Source organism: Ferrovibrio sp., from assembly GCF_041906005.1.
In the GTDB taxonomy this organism is placed as follows: Bacteria; Pseudomonadota; Alphaproteobacteria; order Ferrovibrionales; family Ferrovibrionaceae; genus Ferrovibrio.
In genome coordinates, this window is sequence record NZ_JAYRJY010000001.1 from 914,972 (window position 1) to 938,879 (window position 23,908).

Below are 23,908 nucleotides of genomic sequence, written 5' to 3' on the forward strand. Positions count from 1 at the left end.
ATTGTCCGAAAAGAAGTTGGCGTCCCCACGGGGATTCGAACCCCGGTTTGCGCCGTGAGAGGGCGCCGTCCTGGGCCTCTAGACGATGGGGACCCATAAGCCACGGCGAACCGAGCGCCGCGCGAGGCGCACCAGATACAGGAGCCCGCCTTCCGGTGCAAGGGCCTTGGCCCCGGCGCGGCCGAAGCCGGCCATCCGGCCCGGCCATCCGGCGCCCGGAATTTGCCCTGCCGGCACAGGGATTTGGCCCCGTCGGGAGCGCCGGCGGAAGCCGGGCTTTTTGTTTTACGAGACGCTTGCATCGGATTCATGGCTGGGTATAGTGCGCGCCTGCAACCGGCACCCCGCCGGTTGATCGACGGGCTTCCCGCCCGCCGATGCCGGGTTTCCCCGGCCTTTCCGGTCTCACCGGCGCCGAGCGGGCGTAGCTCAGGGGTAGAGCACAACCTTGCCAAGGTTGGGGTCGAGGGTTCGAATCCCTTCGCCCGCTCCATCTTTCCTCCTCCTTCCCGGCCTTATAGTCGCGGCTCTGTATATGCTCAGGCTCGACCATCTCACCGTCATCGCCCCCACGCTGGCCGAAGGCATGGCGCATCTGCGCGCCTGCCTCGACCTCGATCTGCCCTTCGGCCAGCGCCACGAATACATGGGCACGCATAACCACCTGCTGCGGTTGGGCGGCAGCATGTATCTGGAGGTGGTGGCGATTGATCCCGATGGCGCAAAGCCGCCTTGCCCGCGCTGGTTCGGCCTGGACGACCAGGCATCCGTGCGCGCCGCGTGGGACTCCGGCCGCCGCCTGCGCGGCTGGGTGGCGCGCAGCGACGACATTCATGCCGCGCTGGCCGGCCGCGCGCATATCTTCGGCCGGGCCGTTTCGCTGCCCTGGGCCGAACCGGCGTTTGAGTTCAGCCTGCGCGAAGACGGCGGACTGCCGCTGGATGGTGCGGCGCCCAGCCTGATCGACCGGCGCGGCAAGCCGCGCAACATGGCGACGATTCCCGATCTGGGGGCGCGGCTGGACTCGTTCGCGCTTGAACATCCCGATCCCGCCGCCATCGCCGCATTGTATGAAAGCCTGCAGATCGACCGGCCACCCACCATCATGCAGGGCGACATCGTGCGCTATCGCGCGCGCATCGCAACGCCGGGTGGGGTGAAGGAGCTGTTCTGAGGCGGGGCTCTGACGGCCTTAAAAAAACGTGGATGCCCGGGTCAAGCCCGGGCATGACGAGGGGTGGTGGGTCTTTGGTCGGCAGTTCCATGACGGAAAAACGGTGAACCGATGCCCCGGCCGGATCGTATATACGGCATGACCCGCCCTTCCTCGCCGCCGCCCGTTTTCTCCATGCCCAGCCTGTTTGTGCTGCTGCTGTCGTTCGCGTTGTGCTTCGGCGTTTCGGGCCTGGGCAGCGCGGTGACGGTCGGCCCGGTGAAAAGCTGGTATCCCACGCTGGCCAAGCCGGCGCTGACGCCGCCCGATATCGCCTTTCCCATCGTGTGGACGATCCTGTTCGCGCTGATGGCGGTATCGGTCTGGCTGGTCTGGCGGCAGGCGATCCGCAGCCCGGCCGGCTGGCGCGCCGCCCTGCCGGCCTTCGTGCTGTTCGGCCTGCAGCTGGCGCTGAATTTCGGCTGGTCGCTGCTGTTCTTCGGGCTGCGGATGATCGGCCCGGCCCTGATCGAGATGATCGCGCTGCTGGCCGTGCTGGCGGCCACGATCCTGGCCTTCGCGCGCCATTCGCGGCTGGCCGCCCTGCTGCTGGTGCCCTACTGGGCCTGGGGCGCCTTCGCCACCTGGCTGACGTTTGAAATCTGGCGGCTGAATTAGCCGCCGGGTGAGATCTGGCGGCTGAACTGAGCCGAATGCGGGATTGACGGGAACCGCGCCGGTTCTTAATTCTGGAGCCATGGGCGCGATGATCCAGGAGATGAGCCAGCGCAGCCGCGAAATCCTGCGGCTGGTGGTGGAGACGTATATGACCACCGGCGAGCCGGTGGGCTCGCGCTTCATCTCCAAGAAGCTGGAACACCGGCTGTCGCCCGCCAGCATCCGCAACACCATGGCCGACCTGGAAGAGGCCGGCCTGCTCTATGCCCCGCACACCTCGGCCGGCCGCCTGCCGACCGAAAGCGGCCTGCGGCTGTTCGTCGACGGCCTGTTGCAGGTGGGCGACCTGACCCAGGACGAGCGCAGCTCGATCGAGGGCCGCTGCGCCGGTTCGGGCCGCGGCTTCCAGGAAATGCTGACCGAGGCGACCAGCGTGCTGTCGGGCCTGTCGGGCCATGCCGGCCTGGTGGTGGCGCCGAAGGTGGACGCGCCGCTGCGCCATGTGGAATTCGTGCCGCTGGGGCCGGGCAAGGCCCTGGTGGTGATGGTGTCCGAGTCCGGCCAGGTGGAAAACCGCATGCTGGACATGCCGCTCGGTCTGACGCCGGCGGCCCTGGCCGAGGCGGGCGAGTTCCTGTCGCGCCGGCTGAAGGGCCGCACCATGGGCGAGGCGCGCAGCGAGATCCTGGGCGAGCTGGCCGTGCGCCGCGCCGAGCTGGACCAGCTGGCCGCCCGCGTGGTGGAAGCGGGCCTTGCGGTGTGGAGCGGCGAGGCCGAACGCGGCACGCTGATCGTGCGCGGCAGCGCCAACCTGCTGGACGACGTGGCCGCCATCGCGGATCTGGAGCGCATCCGCAATCTGATGGAAGAGCTGGAGAATACCGAGGAGATGCTGCGCCTGATCGAACTGGCGCAGGGCGGCGAAGGCGTGCGCATCTTCATCGGCTCGGAAAACACCCTGTTCCGCCGCGCCGGCTGTTCGCTGATCGTGGCGCCGCTGCAGAACCAGCAGCAGCGCATCGTCGGCGCCATCGGCGTGATCGGCCCGACCCGGATGAACTACGCCCGCGTGGTGCCGATGGTGGATTTCACCGCCCAGGTGGTGGGCCGCCTGCTCGGCTGACCCGGCCCGGAAACCGGCCCCCGGCCCCGATCCGGCTGCGGCGAAAAGCCCCGTTTTCCGCCTCCCCCCTTTCAATTCCAGCCTTTGATCCGTATATGCAGGGCCTCGACGAGGATTATCGATGACCCAGACCGACGACCAGACCCCCGATCAGACCGCTCCGCAGACCGAGACCGCCGGCGAAACCGACGCCCTTGCGAAGGCGCAGGCCGAGATCGCCGAGCTGAAGGACCGCCTGCTGCGCAATGCCGCCGAGGGCGAGAACCTGCGCAAGCGGCTGGAGCGCGAGAAGGAAGACGCGGCCAAATACGCCGCCGGCAAATTCGCCAAAGACATCCTCAGCGTGGCCGACAACCTGCGCCGCGCGCTGGATACCGCGCCCAAGGATGCTGGCGAAGCCGATCCGGTGCATGGCCTGATCGCCGGCGTGGAGGCTACCGAGCGCGAATTGCTGAGCGTGTTCGAACGCCACGGCATCCAGCGCATCGACCCCAAGGGCCAGCGCTTCGATCCCAACCTGCACCAGGCGATGTTCGAGGTGGAGGATCCCAGCCAGGCCAGCGGCACCGTGATCCAGGTGGTGGCCGCCGGCTACATGCAGCATGGCCGCCTGCTGCGCGCCGCCATGGTGGGCGTGTCGAAGGGCGGGCCGCAGCCGGAAATCCAGCCGGGCAACACGGTCAACACGCAGGCCTGACGGAACGGGGCCTGATTCTCCCCAAGGGAGAATTGTGAGCGGTATCACTCGCCTCGACAATTTGGCGAAACATCCGCCTTTGTCAAAAATCGGCAACACCCGCCGCCGATAGTCGGCCTCGCCAAAAAGCGGGGAAGACCGGTGGACATGATCAGTGGCGAGGCGCTCGAGACCATCGGCACCATGGCGGTGCCGCTGCCGCCGGTGCCGGTGACCATGCGCTGCGAGGAGGTCGACCTGAAATTCCAGGCCGATCCCGATCTCGGCGCGCTGGCCGTGGTGGATGGCGACCGGCCGGTGGGCCTGATCAACCGCTACGACCTGATCACCCAGCTGTCGCGCGATTACGGCCGCGCGCTGTGGGCGAGAAAGCCGGTCGGCAGCCTGATGGACGACGCGCCGCTGATCGTGGATGCCAGCATCGGCGTCGACACCCTGGAAAGCCTGATCGCCGACGAACACCAGAGCGCGCTGCTGCGCGGCTTCATCGTCACCCGCAACGACCGCTATTACGGCGTCGGCACCGCGCTGGCGCTGCTGCAGCTGGGCATGGCGCGCAGCGAACGGCGAAACCGCGCGCTGGAACGCGCCCGCCAGCAGGCCGAGGAAGCCAGCCTCAGCAAGTCGCGGTTCCTCGCCAACATGAGCCACGAGCTGCGCACGCCGCTGAACGCCATCATCGGCTTCGCCGAGATCATCCAGAAGGAGATGATGGGCCCGCTGGGCAATCCGCGTTACGGCGAATACGTCACCGACATCCTCTCGAGCGGCCAGCACCTGCTCAGCCTGATCAACAACATCCTCGACATGTCGAAGATCGAGAGCGGGTCCTGGCGCATCCAGCCCGAGATGACCGATCCGGTCGAGATCATGGAAGCCAGCATCCGCACCTTCCGCGAACGCGCCGAGGGCCGCGGCGTGTTCATGAGCATGGCGGTGGATGCGCGGCTGTTCGAGGGCTATGTCGACCGCCAGGCCCTGCGGCAGATCCTGCTCAACCTGATTTCCAACGCGGTGAAATTCACCCCGCCCGGCGGCCGCATCGAGGTGGGCGTGCGGCCGATGGAGGATGGCGGCTTCCGCATCTGGGTCAGCGATACCGGCATCGGCATCGCGCCCGAGCATATCCCGCTGGTGCTGGCGCCGTTCGGCCAGGTGGAGAACGACCTGACCCGGCAATACGAAGGCACCGGCCTGGGCCTGCCGCTGGTGAAATCCCTGGTCGAGATGCATGGCGGCAGCTTCGAGATCAGCAGCATGCCCGGCGAAGGCACCACGATGACCGCCAGCTTTCCGCCGCCTCCGAACGGCATCACGGCCGGCAGCGCCACCGTCAGGGTCGCGTCACCCGCCGCAATGTCAGATTGATCCGGCCGCCGCCGGGGACCAGCCGGCTGGTGCCGGGCAGAACCCGGTCGATGCCGTGAAAGGCCAGCCGCGCCGCGCCGCCCAGCACCAGCACGTCGCCCGAGGCCAGTTTGAACGACCGCGTCGGATCGCGCCGCGTGGTGCCCCCTAAGCGGAACAGCGCCTCGTCGCCCAGCGAGATCGAGACGACAGGCGCCGCGAAATCGGCCTCGTCGCGATCCTGGTGCAGGCCCATTTTCGCCGTGTCGCGATACAGGTTGATCAGGCAGCATTCGGGCGCGGGATCATAGCCCGCCACGTCGCGCCACACATCCAGCACCGCCTCGGGGATCGCCGGCCAGGGCCGCCCGGTGAAGGGATGCCGCTCGATATAGCGATAGCCCTGCTCGCGGTCGGAATACCAGCCGAAGCGGCCGGCATTGCTCATCGCCACGCTCATTGCCTTGCCGGTTTTCGGCATGGTGGCGTGATAGAGCGGCGCGTCGTCGAGCAGGGCCAGGATATCGGCGGCCATGCGGCGCTGGGCCGCCGCATCGAGCAGGCCGGGCAGCAGCCGGAAACCGTCAGGCGGTGAAAACGGGTCCATGCCCGCAAGATCGGGGCGCGGACCCGCCTTGTCCAGTCTCGCCCCGGCCTCGCTCTGGCCTCGCTCTGGCCTCGCCCCGGCCGCGCGCAGAATCAGGATCAGGCGAGATCGGCCGACTGGATGCGCTTGACGCCGGCGGCCTTCATCGCGGCCCAGGATTTCGCCAGCGAGCCCTGCGCGTCGATGCCGCGGCAGGCATCCTCGATCACGTAGGTCTCGAAACCCTGCTTGCGGGCGTCCATCGCCGTCCAGGCGACGCAGAAATCGGTGGCGAGGCCCACCACGAACACGCGCTTGATGCCACGCTGCTTGAGATAGCCGCCCAGCCCCGTGGTGGTCTTGCCGTCGGCCTCGGTGAAGGCGGAGTAGCTGTCGACATTCTTGTGGAAACCCTTGCGGATGACGAGCTGCGCATGCGGGATGCTCAGATCCTTCACAAGCTGCGCGCCCTCGGTGCCCTGCACGCAATGGTCGGGCCACAGCACCTGGTTGCCGTAGGGCAGCTTCACGGCCTCGAACGGCTTCTTGCCGGCATGCTGCGAGGCGAAGGAGACGTGATCGGCGGTATGCCAATCCTGGGTCATCACCACATTCTCGAAGCCCTTGGCGATCTTGTTGATCAGCGGCACGATCTGGTCGCCTTCCTTCACCGCCAGGCTGCCGCCCGGCACGAAGCAGTTCTGCACATCGACCACGATCAGCACGCTTTTGCCGCCGGCCGAAACCTTGGCCGCGGCCTGCGCGATCCCCGCCCTGCCGAGCAGCGCCGCCGATACCGCGACCCCGCCCAGCCCCATCATCACCTGACGCCTGTCCACCATGACCCTGCTCCCGGAAAATTGCGGTTTGCCGGATGAGCAAACTCCCATTGCCGGCAGGCGTCCAACAGTATTTCCGCCGCCCGTTTTTACAGCGGCGCGCCCTTAAAAACGCCGGCCGGATGGCTATTTAGGGAGCGCCGGCCGGGGCCGCACCGCCCGGCCCGGCGCCGGACGTTACGGAAAGCCCGCCTCCGGGCCGGCAAACGGCGACTCGGGCGCTGTGGCCGACGCCAGCCCGACAGCCCTTCCGGTGTGGTCTTTTGGCCGATCCCGGACATTTTTTCGCCACACCCGTTGCGGGACCGGGGGCGCCCTCTTACATACCCCGCGAGACCTCAAACCAAGGGATCCGCCCCGGCGCTTCACCGCGAGGCCGCAGCGGATCGCCGCCAAAAGGAGTGAACCATGGCCAAAGTCATTGGCATCGACCTGGGTACCACGAATTCCTGCATCGCCATCATGGATGGCAAGACCCCGAAGGTGGTGGAGAACGCCGAAGGCGCGCGGACCACGCCCTCGATGGTTGCCTTCACCAAGGATGGCGAACGCCTGATCGGCCAGCCGGCCAAGCGCCAGGCGGTCACCAACCCGGAAAACACGCTCTTCGCCGTCAAGCGCCTGATCGGCCGCCAGTACAGCGACGATGCGACCCGCCGCTTCACCGAGATGGTCCCCTACAAGGTGGCCAAGGGCGACAACGGCGATGCCTGGGTGGAAGTCCAGGATCACAAATACAGCCCGAGCCAGGTTTCCGCCTTCATCCTGCAGAAGATGAAGGAAACCGCCGAGAGCTTCCTCGGCGAGAAGGTGACGCAGGCCGTCATCACCGTTCCGGCTTACTTCAACGACGCCCAGCGCCAGGCCACCAAGGATGCCGGGCGTATCGCCGGCCTTGAAGTGCTGCGCATCATCAACGAGCCGACCGCCGCCGCGCTGGCCTATGGCCTCGACAAGCAGAGCGACGGCAAGAAGATCGCCGTCTATGACCTTGGCGGCGGCACCTTCGACGTCTCGATCCTCGAGATCGGCGACGGCGTGTTCGAAGTGCGCTCGACCAACGGCGACACCTTCCTGGGCGGCGAGGATTTCGACCTGCGTCTGGTCGATTACTTCGCCACCGAGTTCAAGAAGGAGCAGGGCATCGACCTGCGCAACGACCGCCTGGCGCTGCAGCGCCTGAAGGAAGCGGCCGAAAAGGCCAAGATCGAGCTGTCGTCCTCGACGCAGACCGAAGTGAACCTGCCCTTCATCACCGCCGATGCCTCGGGGCCGAAGCATCTGGTGATGAAGCTGACCCGCGCCAAGCTGGAAGCCCTGGTCGACGACCTCGTGCAGCGCACGATCGAACCGTGCAAGAAGGCGCTCAAGGATGCGGACCTGTCCGCCGGCGACATCGACGAGGTGGTGCTGGTGGGTGGCATGACCCGCATGCCGAAGGTGATCGAGACGGTGAAGACCCTGTTCGGCCGCGAGCCGCACAAGGGCGTGAACCCGGACGAGGTGGTCGCCATCGGCGCCGCCATCCAGGCCGGCGTGCTGCAGGGCGACGTGAAGGACGTGCTGCTGCTCGACGTGACCCCGCTGAGCCTCGGCATCGAGACGCTGGGCGGAGTGTTCACCAAGCTGATCGAGCGCAACACCACCATCCCGACCAAAAAGAGCCAGGTCTTCTCCACCGCCGAGGATAACCAGGGCGCGGTGACGATCCGGGTCTTCCAGGGCGAGCGCGAGATGGCGGCCGACAACAAGCTGCTGGGCCAGTTTGACCTGGTCGGCATTCCGGCCGCGCCGCGCGGTGTGCCGCAGATCGAGGTGACCTTCGATATCGACGCCAACGGCATCGTGCATGTCTCGGCCAAGGACAAGGGCACCGGCAAGGAACAGCAGATCCGCATCCAGGCGTCTGGTGGCCTGTCGGAAGACGACATCAAGAAGATGGTCAAGGATGCCGAGGAGCATGCCGCCGAGGACAAGAAGCGCCGCGAGGCTGCCGAGGCCAAGAACCAGGCCGAAGCCCTGATCCACGCCACCGAGAAGACCATCGCCGACCTGGGCGACAAGGCTCCGGCGGCCGAAAAGGGCGAAGCCGAGGCGGCGATCGCCGACCTGAAGAAGGCGATCGAGGCCAACGAGCCCGAGGCGATCAAGGCCAAGGCGCAGTCCTTGAGCCAGATCGCCATGAAGCTGGGCGAGGCGCTGTACAAGGCGCAGGGCGAAGCGGCTGGTGCCGAGCAGCCCGGTGCCGAGGCTGCGGCCGGCGGTGCCCAGGCTGGCGGCAAGCCCGATGACGGCATCGTCGATGCCGACTTCGAGGAAGTCAAAGACGACAAGAAGAAGAAGTAAGTCGGAAAAGCCGACGAACCGGGCGCCTACGGCGCCCGGTTTCGTGTCTGCCCGGCATTTGCGGGGCGGATGCTGGAGACCAGAAAGCTTTTGCGATGGCAACCAAACGCGACTTTTACGAAATTCTGGGCGTCTCGCGCAGCGCCACGCCGGATGAGCTGAAAAAGGCCTTCCGCAAGCTGGCGATGCAGCATCATCCGGACCGCAACCCGGATGACAAGGATGCCGAGCAGAAGTTCAAGGAAATCAACGAGGCCTATGACGTCCTGAAGGACGACCAGAAGCGCGCGGCCTACGACCAGTATGGCCATGCCGCCTTCGAGGGCGGCATGGGTGGTCGCGGCGGCCCCGGCGGCCAGGGTTTCGACTTCACGTCCTTCTCCGACATCTTCGACGATCTGTTCGGCGAGTTCATGGGCGGCGGCGGCCGTGGCGGCGCGCGCGGCAGCGCCAATCGCGGCTCGGACCTGCGTTACAATCTCGAGATCACGCTGGAAGACTGCTATCGCGGCAAGACGGCCACGATCCGCGTGCCGACATCGGTGGCCTGCGAAGCCTGCGACGGATCGGGCGCCGAAGCCGGCGCGCAGCCGATCGCCTGCCCCACCTGCAAGGGCCACGGCAAGGTGCGTGCGCAACAGGGCTTTTTCACCATCGAACGCACCTGCCCCACCTGCGGCGGCGCCGGCAAGGTGATCGAGAAACCCTGCAAGGTCTGTGGCGGCGCCGGTCGCGTGCACAAGGAAAAGACGCTCAGCGTCGATATCCCGCCCGGCGTGGATGAGGGCAACCGCATCCGCCTGTCGGGTGAAGGCGAAGCCGGCATCCGCGGTGGCGGCGCCGGCGACCTCTATGTATTTCTGAGCGTGCAGCCGCACCGGCTGTTCCGTCGCGAGGGCCAGAATCTGCATTGCCGCGTGCCGGTCTCGATGACCACGGCGGCGCTCGGCGGCGCGGTGGAAGTGCCCACGCTGGATGGCGGCAAGGCGCGCATCACGATTCCGGAAGGCACCCAGACCGGCAAGCAGTTCCGCCTGCGCGGCAAGGGCATGCCCTCGCTGCAGCAATCGGGCTTCGGCTCGGGCCATGGCGATCTCTATATCCAGGTGATGGTCGAGACGCCGGTGAAGCTGAGCAAGCGCCAGCGCGAGCTGCTGGAGGAATTCGCCGAACTGGGTGGCGAGGAAACCAGCCCCGAAAGCTCGGGCTTCTTCGCCAAGGTGAAGGAAATGCTCGGCGGCAAGGCCGAGTAGTCGTCTCCTCTCGCTGTTGCCGCGTGGCGCGGCTGCGTCCTGCCTGCTAGACTGCCGGCTGGTTTCGATCAGCAGTCCACGAGGGAAGACATGTCTGCCATCCGCATCGGTATCGTCGGCATCGCCGGCCGCATGGGCCAGACGCTGGTGCGCGAGGTGGCGCAGACCAAGGGCTGCGTCCTGGCCGGCGGCACCGAGCTGGCGGGCTCGCCCGCCCTGGGCAGGGATCCCGGCGAACTGGCCGGCATCGGGGCGACCGGCGTGACGATCATCGACGATGCCGCGCAGATGTTCGGCAATGTGGACGTGGTGCTGGATTTCACCGTGCCCGCCGCCCTGCCCCGCCATGCGGCGCTGGCCGCCCAGGGCAAGACCGCCTATGTGGTGGGCACCACCGGGCTGGAGCCGCAGCATTTCGAGGCGCTGGAGAAGGCCGCGCACCACTGCGCCATCGTGCAGGGCTACAACATGAGCCTGGGCGTGAATCTGCTGGCTGGCCTGACCCGGCAACTCGCGGCATCTTTGGGCGATGACTGGGACATCGAGATCGTGGAGATGCATCACCGCATGAAGGTGGACGCGCCGAGCGGCACCGCCATCCTGCTGGGCGAGATGGCGGCTCTGGGCCGTGGCATTCCGCTGGACAAGAATGCCGAACGGGGCCGCGACGGGATCACCGGCGCGCGCAAGAAGGGCGCGATCGGCTTCGCGGCTTTGCGCGGCGGCAACGTGGCTGGCGAGCATACCGTGATCTTCGCCGCCGATAACGAGCGCATCGAACTGAGCCACAAGGCCACCGATCGTGGTATTTTCACCCGTGGCGCGCTGCGCGCCGCCCTGTGGGTGCATGGCAAACCGGCCGGCCTGTATCGCATGGCCGATGTGCTGGGCATGGCCGGCTGATCGGGGCTGGCTGATCGGGGCTGGCTCAAACAGTTCGGTCGTTGGCGAAGCATTTCTGCAAGACATTCAGCCCACGGCGCGGCATCTTCCGCAGGAGAGGAGTTGCCCATGATCGCTGTGATTTTCGAAGTCTGGCCCGATGGCGAAGACGGCCGGACGGAATACCTGGATATCGCCGCCGGCCTGCGGCCGGAACTGGCCAAGGTGGATGGCTTCATCAGCGTGGAACGGTTCAGTTCGCTGACCGAGCCGGGCAAGATGCTCTCCCTGTCGTTCTGGCGCGACGAGGAGGCCGTGAAGACCTGGCGCGGTCAGGACAATCATCGCATGGCGCAGGTCAAAGGGCGCGGCGGCGTGTTTCGCAACTATCGCCTGCGCGTGGCGCATGTGCTGCGCGATTACGGCCTCGACGAACGCCGCGAACAGGCGCCGGAGGAATTCCGCAACCGGTAAATAAAGATCAGATGCTGTCGAGCGGGCGCAGGCCGGCACCCGGTGGGATGCGCCAACGCACCAGCGCCTCGCGCAGGGCATCGGCCAGCACGCGACGCTCATCAGGACTTAAGAAAGCGCCCAGCGTCAGCGAACGACCGTGGCTCCAAAGCCGCAGCGGCGCGGAATCGTCCTCGGCATCGCATTCCACCCGCAGCCAGTAGGGTTGCAGCCGCCAGGCCTTTTCGTTGCCCCTGGCATCGATGCGGCGCACTTCCAGCGCGTCCTGGTCCAGCCGGATGATCTCGCGCGCCCGGGCCTGGGCATAGCTGTAGCGGAAGGCCAGCCAGAGCAGCAGCACATCAAGGCCGCAGAAACCGAAGACCGGCCAGGCGCCGATGGCCCAGAAGGCGATGCCGGCGGCAAAATTCACCAGCCCGAAGAACACCATCAGGATGATAAAGCCGCGCGGGCCCAGCGAGCGGTAGGGCTTCAGCTCGATTTCGAAAACCGGCGCGATCCGGGCGGTATCGGTCATGGCCTTTAAGCTAGACCGGACGATCCACGTCGCCAAGCCCGGAGCACGCCGGCCCGTGACCCCGGCGGCGGGCTCGATTATAGTCCTGTTATCAATCTGTTGTGCCGGATGGAGCCTATGACCTCGCTTGCCCCGATGATCGGCCTGGCCGATGTGCGCGCCGCCGCCGACCGCATTCGCGGCGCTGTGGCCGAGACGCCCTGCCTGCATTCGCGCACGCTGTCCAGCCTGACCGGCGCCGAGGTCTGGCTGAAATTCGAGAACCACCAGTTCACCGCCAGCTTCAAGGAGCGCGGCGCACTCAACAAGCTGCTGCAGCTTTCGGACGCCGAACGCAAGCGTGGCGTGATCGCCATGTCGGCCGGCAACCATGCCCAGGGTGTGGCCTACCATGCCGGGCGATTGGGGATTCCCGCCACCATCGTGATGCCGACCATCACGCCATTCGTGAAGGTGCGCCATGTACGCGCCTTCGGCGCCCGCGTGGTGATCGAGGGCGACACGCTGGTGGAGGCCGCCGCCAAGGCCCGCGCGCTGGCCGAAGCCGAGGGCCTGGTCTTCGTGCATCCCTATGACGATCCCGCCATCATGGCCGGCCAGGGCACGCTGGCGCTGGAGATGCTGGCGCAGGCGCCGGCTTTGCAGGACCTGCTCGTGCCGGTGGGCGGCGGCGGCCTGATCGCCGGCATGGCGGTGGCGGCCAAGGCGCTGAAACCCGATCTGCGTGTCTTCGGCGTGGAATCGGAGCTTTACACGGCTATGTATCAGGAGATGCACGGCCTGCCGGTGAGCGTGGGCGGCGTGTCGATCGCCGAAGGCATTTCCGTGCGCGATATCGGCCGCGCCCCCATTGCGGTGGCGCGCCAGCATGTGGAAGACGTGCTGATCGCCCGCGAGGCCGATATCGAGCGCGCCATCGTGGCGCTGGTGGAAATCGAGAAGACCGTCACCGAAGGCGCCGGCGCGGCGGGACTGGCCGCCCTGCTCGCCCATCCGGAACGCTTCAAGGGCCGCCATGTGGGCATCGTGCTCTCGGGTGGCAATATCGACACCCGCCTGCTCGCCTCCGTGCTGATGCGCGGGCTGGTGCGCGACGGCCGGCTGGCCCGCATCATCGTGATGAGCGACGACGCGCCGGGCCGGCTGGCCAAGGCGGCCGGCGTGATCGGCGCGGCCGGCGTGAACATCGTGGAAGTGGCGCACCAGCGCCTCTTCACGCTGGCCTCAGCCAAGGCCACCGAGATCGAATTCGTGGTGGAGGCGCGCGACCGCGCCCATCTGGAAGACCTGCTGCAGGCTTTGGCCGCCGCCGGCCTGCCGGCCAAGATCGAAGAACCGGATTAACGTAGCGTCATGGCAGCGTCATGTTTGCCGCGCCCCTGAAAAGCCGGCTATCCTCCGGACCATACAACAGGAGGAAACCATGGGCCGCGTTGCCAACAAAGTCGCGCTGATCACCGGCGGAGCCTCGGGGCTGGGCCGCGCCACCGCCATCATGATGGCGAAGGAAGGCGCGAAGGTCGCCATCGCCGACCGCAACCTGGACGGGGCACGGGCCGTGGCCGACGAGATCGGCAAGGCAGCCATCGCCATCAATCTGGATGTGACCAGCGAACAGCAGTGGATTTCAGCGCTGGACGTGGTGGATGCCGCCTTCGGCAGGCTGAACGTGATGGTGCATTCGGCCGGCGTGGGCGTGATGAAAAGCGTGGAGGATATCAGCGTCGAGGAATGGCATTTCGTGCATAACGTGAACCTGCACGGCCCCTTCCTGGGCATCAAGCACGGCCTGCCGCGCATGAAGGCGCATGCGCCCGGCTCGATCGTGATCATCTCCTCGGTTTCGGGCATCATCGCCGGGCATAACATGTCGGCCTACAACACCTCGAAAGCCGGGGCGCGCATGCTGGCCAAGACCACGGCCCTGCACTGCGCCAAACGCAAATACGACATCCGCTGCAACTCGGTGCACCCGACTTTCATCGACACGCCGATGGTGCAGAGCATGATCTATGGCGGCGGCGATCCCGCCATGGTGCGCCAGAAGCTGGAATCGCAGGTGCCGCTGGGCAAGCTGGGCGAACCCGACGACGTGGCGAATTGCATCCTCTATCTCGCCTCGGATGAATCCAAATTCGTCACCGGCGCCGAATTCGTGATCGACGGCGGCATCACCGCCCAATAGGCAATCCAGCAGGGAGCAGGCCATGCCCGAGATCGAGGTCAACGGCACGCGGCTGTATTACGAGGATACCGGCCAGGACGGCACTGGCGGGGGCTCGACCGGCCAGACCATCGTGTTCAGCCACGGCCTGCTGTGGGATGCGGAATTGTTCGCGCCGCAGCTGGCGCATCTGAAAAGCCGCTATCGCGTCATCGCCTACGATCATCGCGGACAGGGCCGCAGCGCCGATGACACGGCCAGCAGCATCAGCATGGAAACCGTATATCAGGATGCCGTGGCGCTGATCGAGAAGCTGGGCATCGGCCCGGTGCATTTCGCCGGGCTTTCCATGGGCGGTTTCGTCGCCATGCGACTGGGCGCAAGACGGCCTGATCTGGTGCGCTCGCTGATCCTGATGGAGACCTCGGCCGACCCAGAGCCGCCTGAGAATGTGCCGAAATACCGCAAGCTCAACGTCGTTGCGCGCTGGCTGGGCCTAAGCCTGGTGGCTGGCAAGGTGATGCCGATCATGTTCTCCGAAGATTTCCTGACCGACCCGGCGCGGGCCGCCGAACGTGCGCATTGGCGCGGCAAGCTGGTGGGCAACCGGCGCAGCATCTGGCGCGCGGTGAACGGCGTGATCGACCGCGCCGGGGTTTACGACGAACTGGGCCGCATCCGCTGTCCCGTGCTGGTGGTGGTGGGCGAGCAGGATGTCGCCACCGTGCCGGCCAAGGCCGAGCGCATCCATGCCGCCATCCCGCATTCCCGGCTGGTCAGGATCGCCAAAGCCGGGCATAGTTCCTCGGTCGAACAGCCAGCCGCGGTGAATGCCGCGCTGGACGGTTTCCTGAAGGATCTCTGAAACGACGATGCACCACGGACCACGACAGGACGACGGGACTCCCCAGCCCGCGATCCTGATGATCGTCCACCAGGAAAGCTCCGATCCGGGCCGGATCGGCGCCATGCTGCGCGAGCGCGGCTATCACCTGGATATCCGCCGCCCCTGCCTGGGGCAGGAACTGCCCGCGACGATGGATCATCACGTCGGCTGCGTGGTGTTTGGCGGGCCGATGAGCGCCAATGACGATCACCTCGATTTCATCCGTCGCGAACTGGATTTCATCCCGCGGGCCGTCGCCAGCGGCAAACCCTACCTGGGTGTCTGCCTGGGCGCGCAGCTGCTGGCGCGGGCCGGCGGCGCGAAAGTCGCGCCGCACGCGGAAGGCTGGCACGAGATCGGCTATTACGCGGTGAAGGCCACGCCGCGCGGCCGCGCCTTTTTCCCCGAACAGCTGCACATGTTCCAGTGGCATGGCGAAGGCTTTGATCTGCCGCGCGGCGCCGTGCGGCTGGCCGCCACCAACTGGTTTCCCAACCAGGCCATGAAAATCGGCGCCAACGCCTTCGGCCTGCAGTTCCACCCGGAAGTGACCGAAGCGATGATGCAGCGCTGGACGCAGTTCGCCGGCCACCGGCTGGTTCTGCCCGGCGCGCAGGCGCGCGATCTGCAACGTGCCTATTGCCAGCGTTTCGATGCCGGCATCGCCGCCTGGCTCGGTGGCTTCCTCGACCGCTGGCTAGGCGTTGCGGACCAGGATCGCGGCGAAGAAGCCATCCGTGCCGTGGCGGGCGGGCGTCAGGTTTAGATACGGCCCCGGCACCGGACAGGCGCCGCCCACCGTCTTCTCCCACACATCCGTCACCGGCAGGACGCGGAAATCCGGATGGCGCTTGAGGAAAGCGGCCACCTGATCCTCGTTTTCCTCTTTCAGCACCGAGCAGGTGACATAGACCAGCCGGCCGCCCTTGCGCAGCAGTTTCGCCGCGCGGTCGAGAATCTCGGCCTGGCGCTGGGTGAGTTCGGCGATGTCCTGCGGGGTGAGACGCCATTTGGCATCGGGTTTGCGCCGCCAGGTACCGCTGCCGCTGCAGGGCGCGTCGACCAGCACGCGGTCGGCTTTCTCGCCATGGCGCTTGAGCCACTTGGCTTCCAGCGGCCGGCATTCGGCGTTGTGTACGCCGGCGCGGCGCAGCCGCAGCTTGGCCTGGGTCAGCCGCCCCTCGCTGACATCCATCGCAACCAGGCGGCCGGCATTGCGCATCGCCGTGCCCAGCACCAGGGTCTTGCCGCCGGCACCGGCACAGAAATCGGCGACGAACTTGCAGCCCGCCGCATCCACCAGCAGGGCGGCGATCTGCGAGCCTTCATCCTGCGGTTCGAGCAGGCCATCGGCAAAAGCCTGTGTGTTGTTCACATAGGCCGACGGCGACAGCCGCAGCCCGATGGGCGAGAGCGGCGTGAACTGGCACCGCAGGTCTTCCGCCGCCAATGCCGCCATGGCGGCATCGCGCGTGGTCTTCAGCGTGTTGACGCGCACATCCAGCGGCGCCGGGCGCAGCATGGCGGCCAGCTCCATGTCGAAATCGCCGCCGAAACGTTTCTTCAGGGCCGGCAGCAGCCATTCCGGCACGCTGTGGCGCGCGGCGGCCGGCATGTCTGGGTGATCCAGCGTATGGCCTTCCAGCCGGCGCAGCAGTACTTCCACCGCCTTGTCGCCACCAAACAGCGGCAGCAGACCGCTGGCCTTGGCGCCGCCATTCAGAATCCGATACGCGGCGACGCGCAGCCGGTTATCCGGCGGCAATCCGGCCTGTCCCTCCGAAATCCACCAGTCGAGCCGGCCGCGCAGACGCATCACGTCGTCGCTGATCTGGATGATCGCCTCGCGTTCGGCCGCATCGAACTGGCGGTGATGCTGTTTCATCCAGGCATGACGGACACGGTCGGCGGTGTCGCGGCTGGGGAACATGGCATCCAGCAGGGCAACGGCGGCCTCGGCCACCTTGCGGCTGCCGGCCGGACGCAGGCCTCCCTGCTTCTGGCCCGGCTTCTGACCCGGCCTGTGCTCTGGCCTGCGCTCCGTCTGCTCGCGAGCGGATTGCTGGTCGCGATCCTGCCGGGCGTGGCGGGCCCGCTGCTCGGGCCGGGGCCGTCGCGTCTGTTTCCAGTCCTGGGTCTGCTCGTCGCGCCGGCTGCGGCCGGCGGCCGGCTTCTTGCCGCCCGCAGCTTTTCCGCCAGCCGCCTTGCCGGGATGGCGCGACGCGGAAACACCGGAGCCGGGGCGGTCTGTCGTTCGCTCACTCCGGGGGCGCTCACTCCGGGGGCGCTCACTCCGGGGGCGATCGTTCCGGGGACGGTCGTTCCGGGAACTGTCAGTCCGGGGGCGACCAGAGGACGGGCGGCCAGAGGGCGGCCGACGGCCGGATGGGGGTTTGGGCACGGGAAAACCGATCTGCGGGGTTGCGGAATTGGCCCACTCATAGGCCGCATGGGCCGACGCCACAAGCATCTGCCGCCCCTGAAGGCCCCATGCTAAGCTGTGCCGGTGACGACTCCCGCCCGGCCGCGCAGCGGCTTCCGACTGGCCGACCTGACCTGGATCGAGGCCGCCGACCTGATCGGCGACGGCCTGCCGGTGGCGCTGCCCATCGGGGCAGCCGCCCGTGCCCATGGCCCGCATCTGCCGCTGGGCACCGACCGGCTGGTGGTGGAGGCCGTGGCCGAACGCCTGCTGGCCCGGATGCCCCTGCTGGTCGCCCCCAGCATCGGCCTCGGCTACCACCCGGCCTTCATGGATTATCCCGGCAGCCAGCATCTGGAGGCCACCACCTTCGAGGCGCTGGTGGTGGAACTGATCGAAGGCTATCTGCGCCACGGCGCCGAGCGCATCCTGCTGCTCAACAACGGCATCTCGACCGAGGCACCGTTGCGGCTGGCGGCGCAGACCATCCTGCAGCGCCACGGTATCCGCATCGCCAGCGCCGACCTGCCGCGCCTGCATGACGATGCCGCGTCCGACGACGAGCGCGACACCTCGCTGCTGCTGGCCATCGCACCGGCCCTGGTGCGGATGGACCGGCTGGGTGAGACCGGCGATCTTGCAACGGATGACGAGCCGGCCCTGCGCGTCCTGCGCCAGCCCCTGCGCCTGACACCGGAGGAACGGCCGGGCGGATTGCTGAACCGCAGCGGCGCCATGGCCGATGCATCGGCCGCCACGGCCGAAAAAGGCGAACGCCTGCTGGCCGACATGGTTGAGGCCATCGCCGCCGACCTGCGGCAACTCTGGCCCGATCTTTAAAGGAAAGTCAGACGATGCGCAGGTTGCGCGGATTGCTGCGCAGCTTGATATCGGCGACCGAGACTTCCAGCACGTTGATGGCGCGCTTGGTCTCGTCGAGCTGCTGCTTGAGTTCGGCGAGTTCGTTCTTGAGATCGGTCAGCTCGCCATAGGTGAGCTGCGCGGCGCGTTCGTTCTCGGCGAAGAATTTGTTATAGGCGGCGAACTGCCTTTCGATGCCGCCCATGCGCGTTTCCAGCGTGATGCGTATCTGGCTGATGCGCTGCTCGAAATTGCCCAGATGCAACAGCAGCCAGGCGCCCAGCCACAGCAGGACGATGGCACCACCCATCACATACAGCCAGTCGCTCATCGCTCACCCAGGGTCAGGAGCCGCGCCGGAACGCGACTCGCGCATCTGCGTATGCAGCAGGATATAGCGCCCTGCCGCACCTGTGCAATCGCGGCCTGTGGTTAACGCATCCGGGTTTGGCTTGGCAGCGGACGCCCGGAAAACACCACCTGGCGGATGGGATTTAACCCCACCTGATAGGCCAGAGCCGCTGGCCGGTCGATATCCCAGACCACGAAATCGGCGGTTTTCCCGGCTTCCAGCGTGCCGATCTCGGCCTGCAATCCCAGGGCGCGGGCGGCCTGGCGGGTGACGCCGGCCAGCGCCTCGGCCGGGGTGAGGCGGAACAGGGTGCAGCCCATGTTCAGCATCAGCAGCAGGGAGGTGACCGGCGAGGTGCCAGGATTGCAGTCGGTGGAAATCGCCATCGCCACGCCATGACGACGCAGCAGATCGATGGGCGGCAACCTGGTTTCGCGCAGGATGTAAAACGCGCCGGGCAGCAGCACCGCCACGGTGCCGGCTTTTGCCATCGCCATCACGCCGGCCTCATCCAGGTATTCCAGATGATCGGCCGAGAGCGCGCCGAATTCGGCCGCCAGCGCCGCGCCGCCCAGATTGCTGAGCTGTTCGGCATGCAGCTTGACCGGCAGGCCATGCTTGCGCGCCGCCTCGAACACGCGGCGCGTCTGCGCCGGGGTGAAACCGATGCCCTCGCAGAAAGCGTCCACCGCGTCGGCCAGCCCCGCCCGCGCCGCAGCCGGAATGATGCGGTCGCAGACCAGATCGATATAGCCATCCGCATCGTTGGCGTATTCCGGCGGCAGGGCATGCGCGGCCAGCAGCGTGGCGCGGATACGCACGGGGTATGTTTCACCCAGCCGGCGCGCCACGCGCAGGCATTTCAGTTCATTCTCCAGATCCAGGCCGTAACCCGACTTGATCTCCAGCGTGGTGATGCCTTCGGCGAGCAGCGCCTGCAATCGCTTTTCGCTCAGGCGCAGCAATTCCACCTCGCTCGCGCCACGCGTGGCCGTCACGGTGGAACGGATGCCGCCACCGGCGCGGGCGATCTCCTCGTAGCTGGCGCCGTTCAGCCGCAGCTCGAATTCATGGGCGCGGCTGCCGCCATAGACCAGATGGGTATGGCAGTCGATCAGGCCCGGCGTGATCCAGCCGCCATCCAGATCATGCACGGCGGTATGCGGCCCGATGCCGTCCTTCGGCAGGCTGGCGGCGGGACCGATCCAGGCGACGCGACCGTTTTTGATGGCGATGGCGCCATCGTGGATGGCACCGAAACCATCGTCGCCGCTATTCGCCATGGTGGCGATATCGGCATGACGCCATACACTGTCCCAGCTATCGCTCATCTCAGACCCTGTCCGCCACCAGATGCGCGGCCTGCGCGCCGACTTCATAGAGTATCTGCCTGGGCAACCGGAAGGCAGCCGCCTCGACCGGCGTGACGGGCAGCGGCAGATCGGCATCGCCGATCTCGCCCCGCACATAGGAGGCCAGCACGCGGCCAAACACGGTGCCCGGCGCAATGCCGCGCCCGTTATAACCGCTGAAGCCGATCATGCGCGGCCCGTAATTGTGGAAGCGCGGCAGGTTGTCGGCCGTCATGCCGATGGTGCCATACCATTCGGCCTCGAACTCCACGTCGCCCAGACCGGGGAACAGTTTGCGCAGCGCGCGTTTTGCCCAGGCGCGATGCACGGCGACACCCGTGCCACGCAGGGCACCGATACTGCCGAAGACCAGGCGGCCGGCCTGGTCCATGCGGAAGGAATTCATCACCATCTGCGTATCCCAGGCGCCCTGCCCCTCGGGCAGGATCATGGCCCGCATCTCCGCCGACAAAGGCCGCGTGGCGAAATTGAAATACGGCAGCGGCACCTGCTCCCGCCGTGCCGCATCGCCCGGGCCTGAGCCATAGGCATCGGTCGACAGAATCACCCAGTCCGCGCTCACCCGGCCATGTGCCGTGCGGATCAGCCACTGATCGCCCTTGCGTTCGATTGCGATGACAGGCGACTGCGTGAACAGCTTGGCGCCGGCGTTCTGCGCCGCCATCGCCAGCCCACGCACATAGGCCAGCGGCTGGATCGTGCCCGCGCGACGATCCAAGAGTGCGCCGGCGTATTTGCGGGTGCCGAGCAGTCTGGCGGCCCTGGCGGCATCCAGCAATTCGACGTCGGCACCGCGCGCCTGCCATTGCCGCGCGCGCGCCGTGATCTCGTCGAACCCTGACTGGCCATGGGCGCAATGCAGCGTGCCGGCGTGCATGGCCTCACAAAGGAGGCCATGGTCCCGCACGATGTCGAAGACCAGCTTCGGGCCATCGCCCAGCAGATCGAGCAGGCGGTTGCCATAAGGATCGGGCAGTGTCTTGAGCAGGACCTCCGGCATCACCCACATGCCGGCATTGACCAGACCGACATTGCGGCCGGCACCGCCGAAGCCGATCTCGACCGCTTCGACGACCGCAACCTGCATGCCGGCCTGCGCCAGATGCAGGGCGGCGGAGATGCCGGTGAAACCGCCGCCGATCACCGCGATCGCGACGCTGTGATCCCCTGACAGTTTCTCAGTTGCCGGCGCGGCCGGCGCGGTCTGTTCCCAAAGCCCGTGGGAGCGGGGATCGTTCAGCATCGTCGTGTCTCTTCGGCCTGATGAATCGCAGATCGACCGTGATGAATTTGAATGGCCGGCCTTTCGGAACACGGCCGTTTCTGCCAACTTATATATACAAGTTGGGAGACCCCGTCATGCCTCGCTTCCTGCTGCGCCATGCCCTGCTGCCAGACGGCTGGCGCGACGACGTGCTGGTGACGACCGATACGGCTGGCCAGATCGCCGCCGTGTCGCCGGAACAGAATGCCGGCGATGCCGTGCTGCTGGACGGCCCGGTGCTGCCGGGCCTCGCCAACCTGCACAGCCACGCCTTCCAGCGCGCCATGGCCGGGCTGGCGGAACGTTCGGGGCCGACAGCGGACAGTTTCTGGACCTGGCGCGAGACGATGTATCGCTTTGCGGCCAAGCTGACGCCGGCCGATATCGAGGCCATCGCCAGCCAGCTTTATGCCGAGATGCTGGAAGCCGGTTTCACCGCCGTGGCTGAATTCCATTACGTGCATCACCAGGCCGATGGCACTCCGTATGACGACCCGGCCGAACTGAGCTGGCGCATCCTGGCCGCCGCAGAGGCCAGCGGCATCGGCCTGACCCATCTGCCGGTGCTGTATCGCCATGGCGGTTTCGGCCAGCGCGAACCGCAGCCGCGCCAGCGCCGCTTCCTGCATGACAGCGACGCCTATGCCGCGCTGCTGCAGAAACTGGCTCCGGCCTTTGGCGGGCGCGGCGACCGCCGGCTGGGCATCGCGCCGCACAGCTTGCGCGCCGTGTCGCCCGCGATGCTGCAGGCCGCCATCGCCGCGTTGGACGAGATCGATGCAACGGCACCCATCCATATCCATATCGCCGAGCAGATCGCCGAAGTGGATGAATGCCTGGGCTGGAGCGGCCGGCGGCCGGTGGACTGGCTGCTGGACCAGGGGGCGGTGAACGAGCGCTGGTGCCTGGTGCACGCCACACATCTCACCGCGGGCGAAACGTTGCGGCTGGCGCGGAGCGGCGCGGTAGCGGGCCTGTGCCCCACCACGGAAGCCAATCTGGGCGACGGCCTGTTCCCCGCCGTGGACTACATGGCAGCCGGCGGCCGGATCGGCATCGGTTCGGACAGCCATGTCAGCGTGGATGCGGCCGAAGACCTGCGTCTGCTGGAATACGGCCAGCGCCTGATCCGGCGCAGCCGCAACCTGCTGGCCGGCGGGCCGGAGTGTTCCACCGGGCGGCGGCTGTTCGAAGCCACCGCAGCCGGTGGCGCGCAGGCGGTGGGCCAGCCGATGGGGGCGATTGAAGCCGGGCGGCGCGCCGATTTCCTGCTGCTGGATGGTGAGGCGCCGACACTGGCGGCGCGGCGTGGCGATACCGTGCTGGATAGCTGGATCTTCCCGGGCCAGCGGCGGCCGATGATCCGCGAGGTCTGGGTCGGCGGCCGGCGCGTGGTGGAACAGGGCCGGCATGTGCGCGCCGGCGAATTCGCCGCGCGTTATCGCCAGACCTTACGCCGCCTGATCGAGGAATGAACGGCTGCCGCCATCGCGGCAGAAGGCGATCAGCCGGTGCAGGAACGCCTCGCCCTCGGCCACCTGGCTGAGTTCGATATATTCGTCGGGCTTGTGCGCCTCGCGGATATTGCCCGGGCCGCAGACCACGGCGGGAATGCCGCCCACATGGAAGATGCCGGCTTCGGTGCCATAGGCCACCGCCTGGGTGCGGTTCTGCCCCGCCAGCTTCAGGGCCAGCGTCTCGGCCGGATTATCGCCGATGGGCAGGAAGGCCGGCACATGGGCCACCACCTGCGTATCCACGCCCGTCTGCCCATGGATGCGCTTCATGCCGGGTTCTAGCTGTTCGGCGGCGTAGCGCTTCACGGCTTCGACAATAGCATGATCGTGCTCAGGTTTCACCGCGCGGATGTCCCACACAAGCTTGCATTCGCGGGCCAGGATGTTGCGCGCCGTGCCGCCATGGATCTCGCCCACCGTGATGGTCGTGTAGGGCGGCTCGAAACGCGGATCGCAATATTCGGGCTTCTGGTATTCGCGCTGGATGCGGTTCATCTCGGCGATCAGCTCGCCGGCCACCTGGATGGCATTGACGCCCTGATGCGTGGCAGACGAATGCGCCTCGAAGCCGTGTACGGTGGTATTGCAGGCGCAAACGCTTTTATGTGCGTTCACCACCTGCATCTCGGTCGGCTCGCCGATGATCGCCAGCTTGGGCGCCGGGCCGCCCTGCTTGACGAAATCGATGATGCCATGCACGCCGAGACAGCCGACTTCCTCGTCATAGGAAAAGGCGAAATGCAACGGCACGCTGAGCGGCTGCTTGAGCATTTCGGGCAGCAGCGCCAGGCAGAGCGCGATGAAGGTTTTCATATCCGACGTGCCACGGCCATAAAGCCGGCCGTCGCGCCGCACCACCTTGAACGGATCGCTGGTCCAGGGCTGGCCGTCCACCGGCACCACGTCGGTATGCCCTGACAGCACGATGCCGCCCACGTCGCGCGGACCGATGGTGGCGTAGAGATTGGCCTTCTTGCCCGTTGGATCATAGATCTTGTCGCTGGCGACACCGTGCTGCGCCAGATAGGCGGCGATGTCGTCGATCAGCGCGAGATTGGACAGGCGGCTGGTGGTGTCGAAAGCGATCAGGCGCTCGATCCAGTCGAGGGCGGCCTGGCTGGGATTTTTCGCCTGGGGGGCTTTGGTCTGAATATCCGTCATCCAGCCGGTTTAG

At 66.9% G+C, this 23,908-nt stretch carries 23 protein-coding genes and 2 tRNA genes; 16 read left to right on the forward strand and 9 right to left on the reverse strand.

All coding sequences use genetic code 11. From position 1 onward, the window contains the following. Nucleotides 1-17 precede the first annotated feature (17 nt). Nucleotides 18-93: transfer RNA gene (locus tag ACE3OO_RS04480), tRNA-Glu, on the reverse strand. A 325-nt stretch (nt 94-418) separates the two neighbouring features. Here ACE3OO_RS04480 and ACE3OO_RS04485 point away from each other — a divergent pair. From ACE3OO_RS04485 to ACE3OO_RS04510, 6 genes are all read left to right on the forward strand, one after another. Further along, nucleotides 419-493, forward strand: a tRNA-Gly gene (locus tag ACE3OO_RS04485). Between the two features lie 42 nt (nt 494-535). Then, nucleotides 536-1,174, forward strand: coding sequence for a VOC family protein (locus tag ACE3OO_RS04490; protein WP_374300158.1), 639 nt, complete (start codon nt 536-538; stop codon nt 1,172-1,174). 138 nt (nt 1,175-1,312) lie between these two features. Next, a complete protein-coding gene (locus ACE3OO_RS04495; protein WP_374300161.1) occupies nt 1,313-1,831 on the forward strand; it encodes a TspO/MBR family protein in 519 nt (172 codons plus the stop codon). Between the two features lie 88 nt (nt 1,832-1,919). Beyond that, a complete protein-coding gene (gene hrcA, locus ACE3OO_RS04500; RefSeq protein ID WP_374300163.1) occupies nt 1,920-2,954 on the forward strand; it encodes a heat-inducible transcriptional repressor HrcA in 1,035 nt (344 codons plus the stop codon). Between the two features lie 121 nt (nt 2,955-3,075). Then, nucleotides 3,076-3,651, forward strand: coding sequence for a nucleotide exchange factor GrpE (gene grpE / locus ACE3OO_RS04505; RefSeq protein WP_374300165.1), 576 nt, complete (start codon nt 3,076-3,078; stop codon nt 3,649-3,651). A 147-nt stretch (nt 3,652-3,798) separates the two neighbouring features. Beyond that, nucleotides 3,799-5,019, forward strand: a complete 1,221-nt coding sequence (locus ACE3OO_RS04510; RefSeq protein ID WP_374304659.1) for a sensor histidine kinase — start codon at nt 3,799-3,801, stop codon at nt 5,017-5,019. Here ACE3OO_RS04510 and ACE3OO_RS04515 read toward each other — a convergent pair. Further along, on the reverse strand, nt 4,985-5,605 hold the full coding sequence (locus ACE3OO_RS04515; RefSeq protein WP_374300167.1) for an alpha-ketoglutarate-dependent dioxygenase AlkB: 621 nt from the start codon (nt 5,603-5,605) through the stop codon (nt 4,985-4,987). The genes ACE3OO_RS04510 and ACE3OO_RS04515 overlap by 35 nt on opposite strands. A 98-nt stretch (nt 5,606-5,703) precedes the next feature. Next, entirely contained in the window at nt 5,704-6,426 is a 723-nt protein-coding gene (gene pncA, locus ACE3OO_RS04520) for a bifunctional nicotinamidase/pyrazinamidase (RefSeq protein WP_374300169.1), read from the reverse strand. Nucleotides 6,427-6,831: 405 nt separating this feature from the next. On the opposite strand from pncA, the gene dnaK reads away from it, so the two are divergent. The 4 genes from dnaK (at nt 6,832) to ACE3OO_RS04540 (ending at nt 11,378) form a co-directional block, all read left to right on the forward strand. After that, entirely contained in the window at nt 6,832-8,769 is a 1,938-nt protein-coding gene (dnaK, locus tag ACE3OO_RS04525) for a molecular chaperone DnaK (RefSeq protein ID WP_374300172.1), read from the forward strand. Between the two features lie 95 nt (nt 8,770-8,864). Continuing rightward, on the forward strand, nt 8,865-10,022 hold the full coding sequence (gene dnaJ, locus ACE3OO_RS04530) for a molecular chaperone DnaJ (RefSeq protein WP_374300174.1): 1,158 nt from the start codon (nt 8,865-8,867) through the stop codon (nt 10,020-10,022). A gap of 99 nt (nt 10,023-10,121) precedes the next feature. Beyond that, nucleotides 10,122-10,925 (forward strand): 4-hydroxy-tetrahydrodipicolinate reductase, encoded by an 804-nt coding sequence (gene dapB, locus ACE3OO_RS04535; protein WP_374304660.1) that lies wholly within the window; start codon nt 10,122-10,124, stop codon nt 10,923-10,925. Nucleotides 10,926-11,033: 108 nt separating this feature from the next. Continuing rightward, nucleotides 11,034-11,378 carry an antibiotic biosynthesis monooxygenase gene (locus ACE3OO_RS04540; RefSeq protein ID WP_374300177.1) on the forward strand — a complete coding sequence of 115 codons (345 nt, stop codon included), beginning with the start codon at nt 11,034-11,036 and terminating at the stop codon, nt 11,376-11,378. Between the two features lie 7 nt (nt 11,379-11,385). Here ACE3OO_RS04540 and ACE3OO_RS04545 read toward each other — a convergent pair whose 3' ends face one another. After that, a complete protein-coding gene (locus ACE3OO_RS04545) occupies nt 11,386-11,895 on the reverse strand; it encodes a DUF2244 domain-containing protein (RefSeq protein ID WP_374300179.1) in 510 nt (169 codons plus the stop codon). Nucleotides 11,896-12,012: 117 nt separating this feature from the next. On the opposite strand from ACE3OO_RS04545, the gene ACE3OO_RS04550 reads away from it, so the two are divergent. The 4 genes from ACE3OO_RS04550 to ACE3OO_RS04565 all read left to right on the forward strand — a co-directional run bounded on the left by ACE3OO_RS04550 (nt 12,013) and on the right by ACE3OO_RS04565 (nt 15,711). Next, nucleotides 12,013-13,239, forward strand: coding sequence for a threonine ammonia-lyase (locus ACE3OO_RS04550; RefSeq protein ID WP_374300181.1), 1,227 nt, complete (start codon nt 12,013-12,015; stop codon nt 13,237-13,239). A gap of 79 nt (nt 13,240-13,318) precedes the next feature. Further along, nucleotides 13,319-14,080: an SDR family oxidoreductase gene (locus ACE3OO_RS04555; RefSeq protein ID WP_374300184.1), complete on the forward strand. Its 762-nt coding sequence runs from the start codon at nt 13,319-13,321 to the stop codon at nt 14,078-14,080. Between the two features lie 22 nt (nt 14,081-14,102). Then, entirely contained in the window at nt 14,103-14,924 is an 822-nt protein-coding gene (locus ACE3OO_RS04560; RefSeq protein ID WP_374300186.1) for an alpha/beta fold hydrolase, read from the forward strand. Nucleotides 14,925-14,982: 58 nt separating this feature from the next. After that, nucleotides 14,983-15,711: a GMP synthase gene (locus ACE3OO_RS04565; RefSeq protein ID WP_374300188.1), complete on the forward strand. Its 729-nt coding sequence runs from the start codon at nt 14,983-14,985 to the stop codon at nt 15,709-15,711. Here the strand turns inward: ACE3OO_RS04565 and ACE3OO_RS04570 are convergent. Next, on the reverse strand, nt 15,643-16,908 hold the full coding sequence (locus ACE3OO_RS04570; protein WP_374300190.1) for an RsmB/NOP family class I SAM-dependent RNA methyltransferase: 1,266 nt from the start codon (nt 16,906-16,908) through the stop codon (nt 15,643-15,645). The two genes, ACE3OO_RS04565 and ACE3OO_RS04570, sit on opposite strands and share 69 nt — an antisense overlap. Nucleotides 16,909-17,451: 543 nt before the next feature. Here ACE3OO_RS04570 and ACE3OO_RS04575 point away from each other — a divergent pair. Beyond that, nucleotides 17,452-18,207: a creatininase family protein gene (locus tag ACE3OO_RS04575; protein WP_374300193.1), complete on the forward strand. Its 756-nt coding sequence runs from the start codon at nt 17,452-17,454 to the stop codon at nt 18,205-18,207. A 7-nt stretch (nt 18,208-18,214) separates the two neighbouring features. Here the strand turns inward: ACE3OO_RS04575 and ACE3OO_RS04580 are convergent, their stop codons facing one another. From ACE3OO_RS04580 to ACE3OO_RS04590, 3 genes are all read right to left on the reverse strand, one after another. After that, entirely contained in the window at nt 18,215-18,559 is a 345-nt protein-coding gene (locus ACE3OO_RS04580; protein WP_374300195.1) for a hypothetical protein, read from the reverse strand. Between the two features lie 101 nt (nt 18,560-18,660). Next, nucleotides 18,661-19,911 (reverse strand): imidazolonepropionase, encoded by a 1,251-nt coding sequence (gene hutI / locus ACE3OO_RS04585; protein WP_374300198.1) that lies wholly within the window; start codon nt 19,909-19,911, stop codon nt 18,661-18,663. Nucleotide 19,912: 1 nt separating this feature from the next. Next, nucleotides 19,913-21,196 (reverse strand): NAD(P)/FAD-dependent oxidoreductase, encoded by a 1,284-nt coding sequence (locus ACE3OO_RS04590; RefSeq protein WP_374300200.1) that lies wholly within the window; start codon nt 21,194-21,196, stop codon nt 19,913-19,915. A gap of 116 nt (nt 21,197-21,312) precedes the next feature. Here ACE3OO_RS04590 and ACE3OO_RS04595 point away from each other — a divergent pair, with 116 nt between their 5' ends. Then, a complete protein-coding gene (locus ACE3OO_RS04595) occupies nt 21,313-22,692 on the forward strand; it encodes a formimidoylglutamate deiminase (RefSeq protein WP_374300202.1) in 1,380 nt (459 codons plus the stop codon). On the opposite strand, the gene argE is transcribed toward ACE3OO_RS04595, so the two are convergent. Beyond that, nucleotides 22,669-23,895 carry an acetylornithine deacetylase gene (argE, locus tag ACE3OO_RS04600; RefSeq protein ID WP_374300204.1) on the reverse strand — a complete coding sequence of 409 codons (1,227 nt, stop codon included), beginning with the start codon at nt 23,893-23,895 and terminating at the stop codon, nt 22,669-22,671. The genes ACE3OO_RS04595 and argE overlap by 24 nt on opposite strands. Nucleotides 23,896-23,908: the final 13 nt, after the last annotated feature.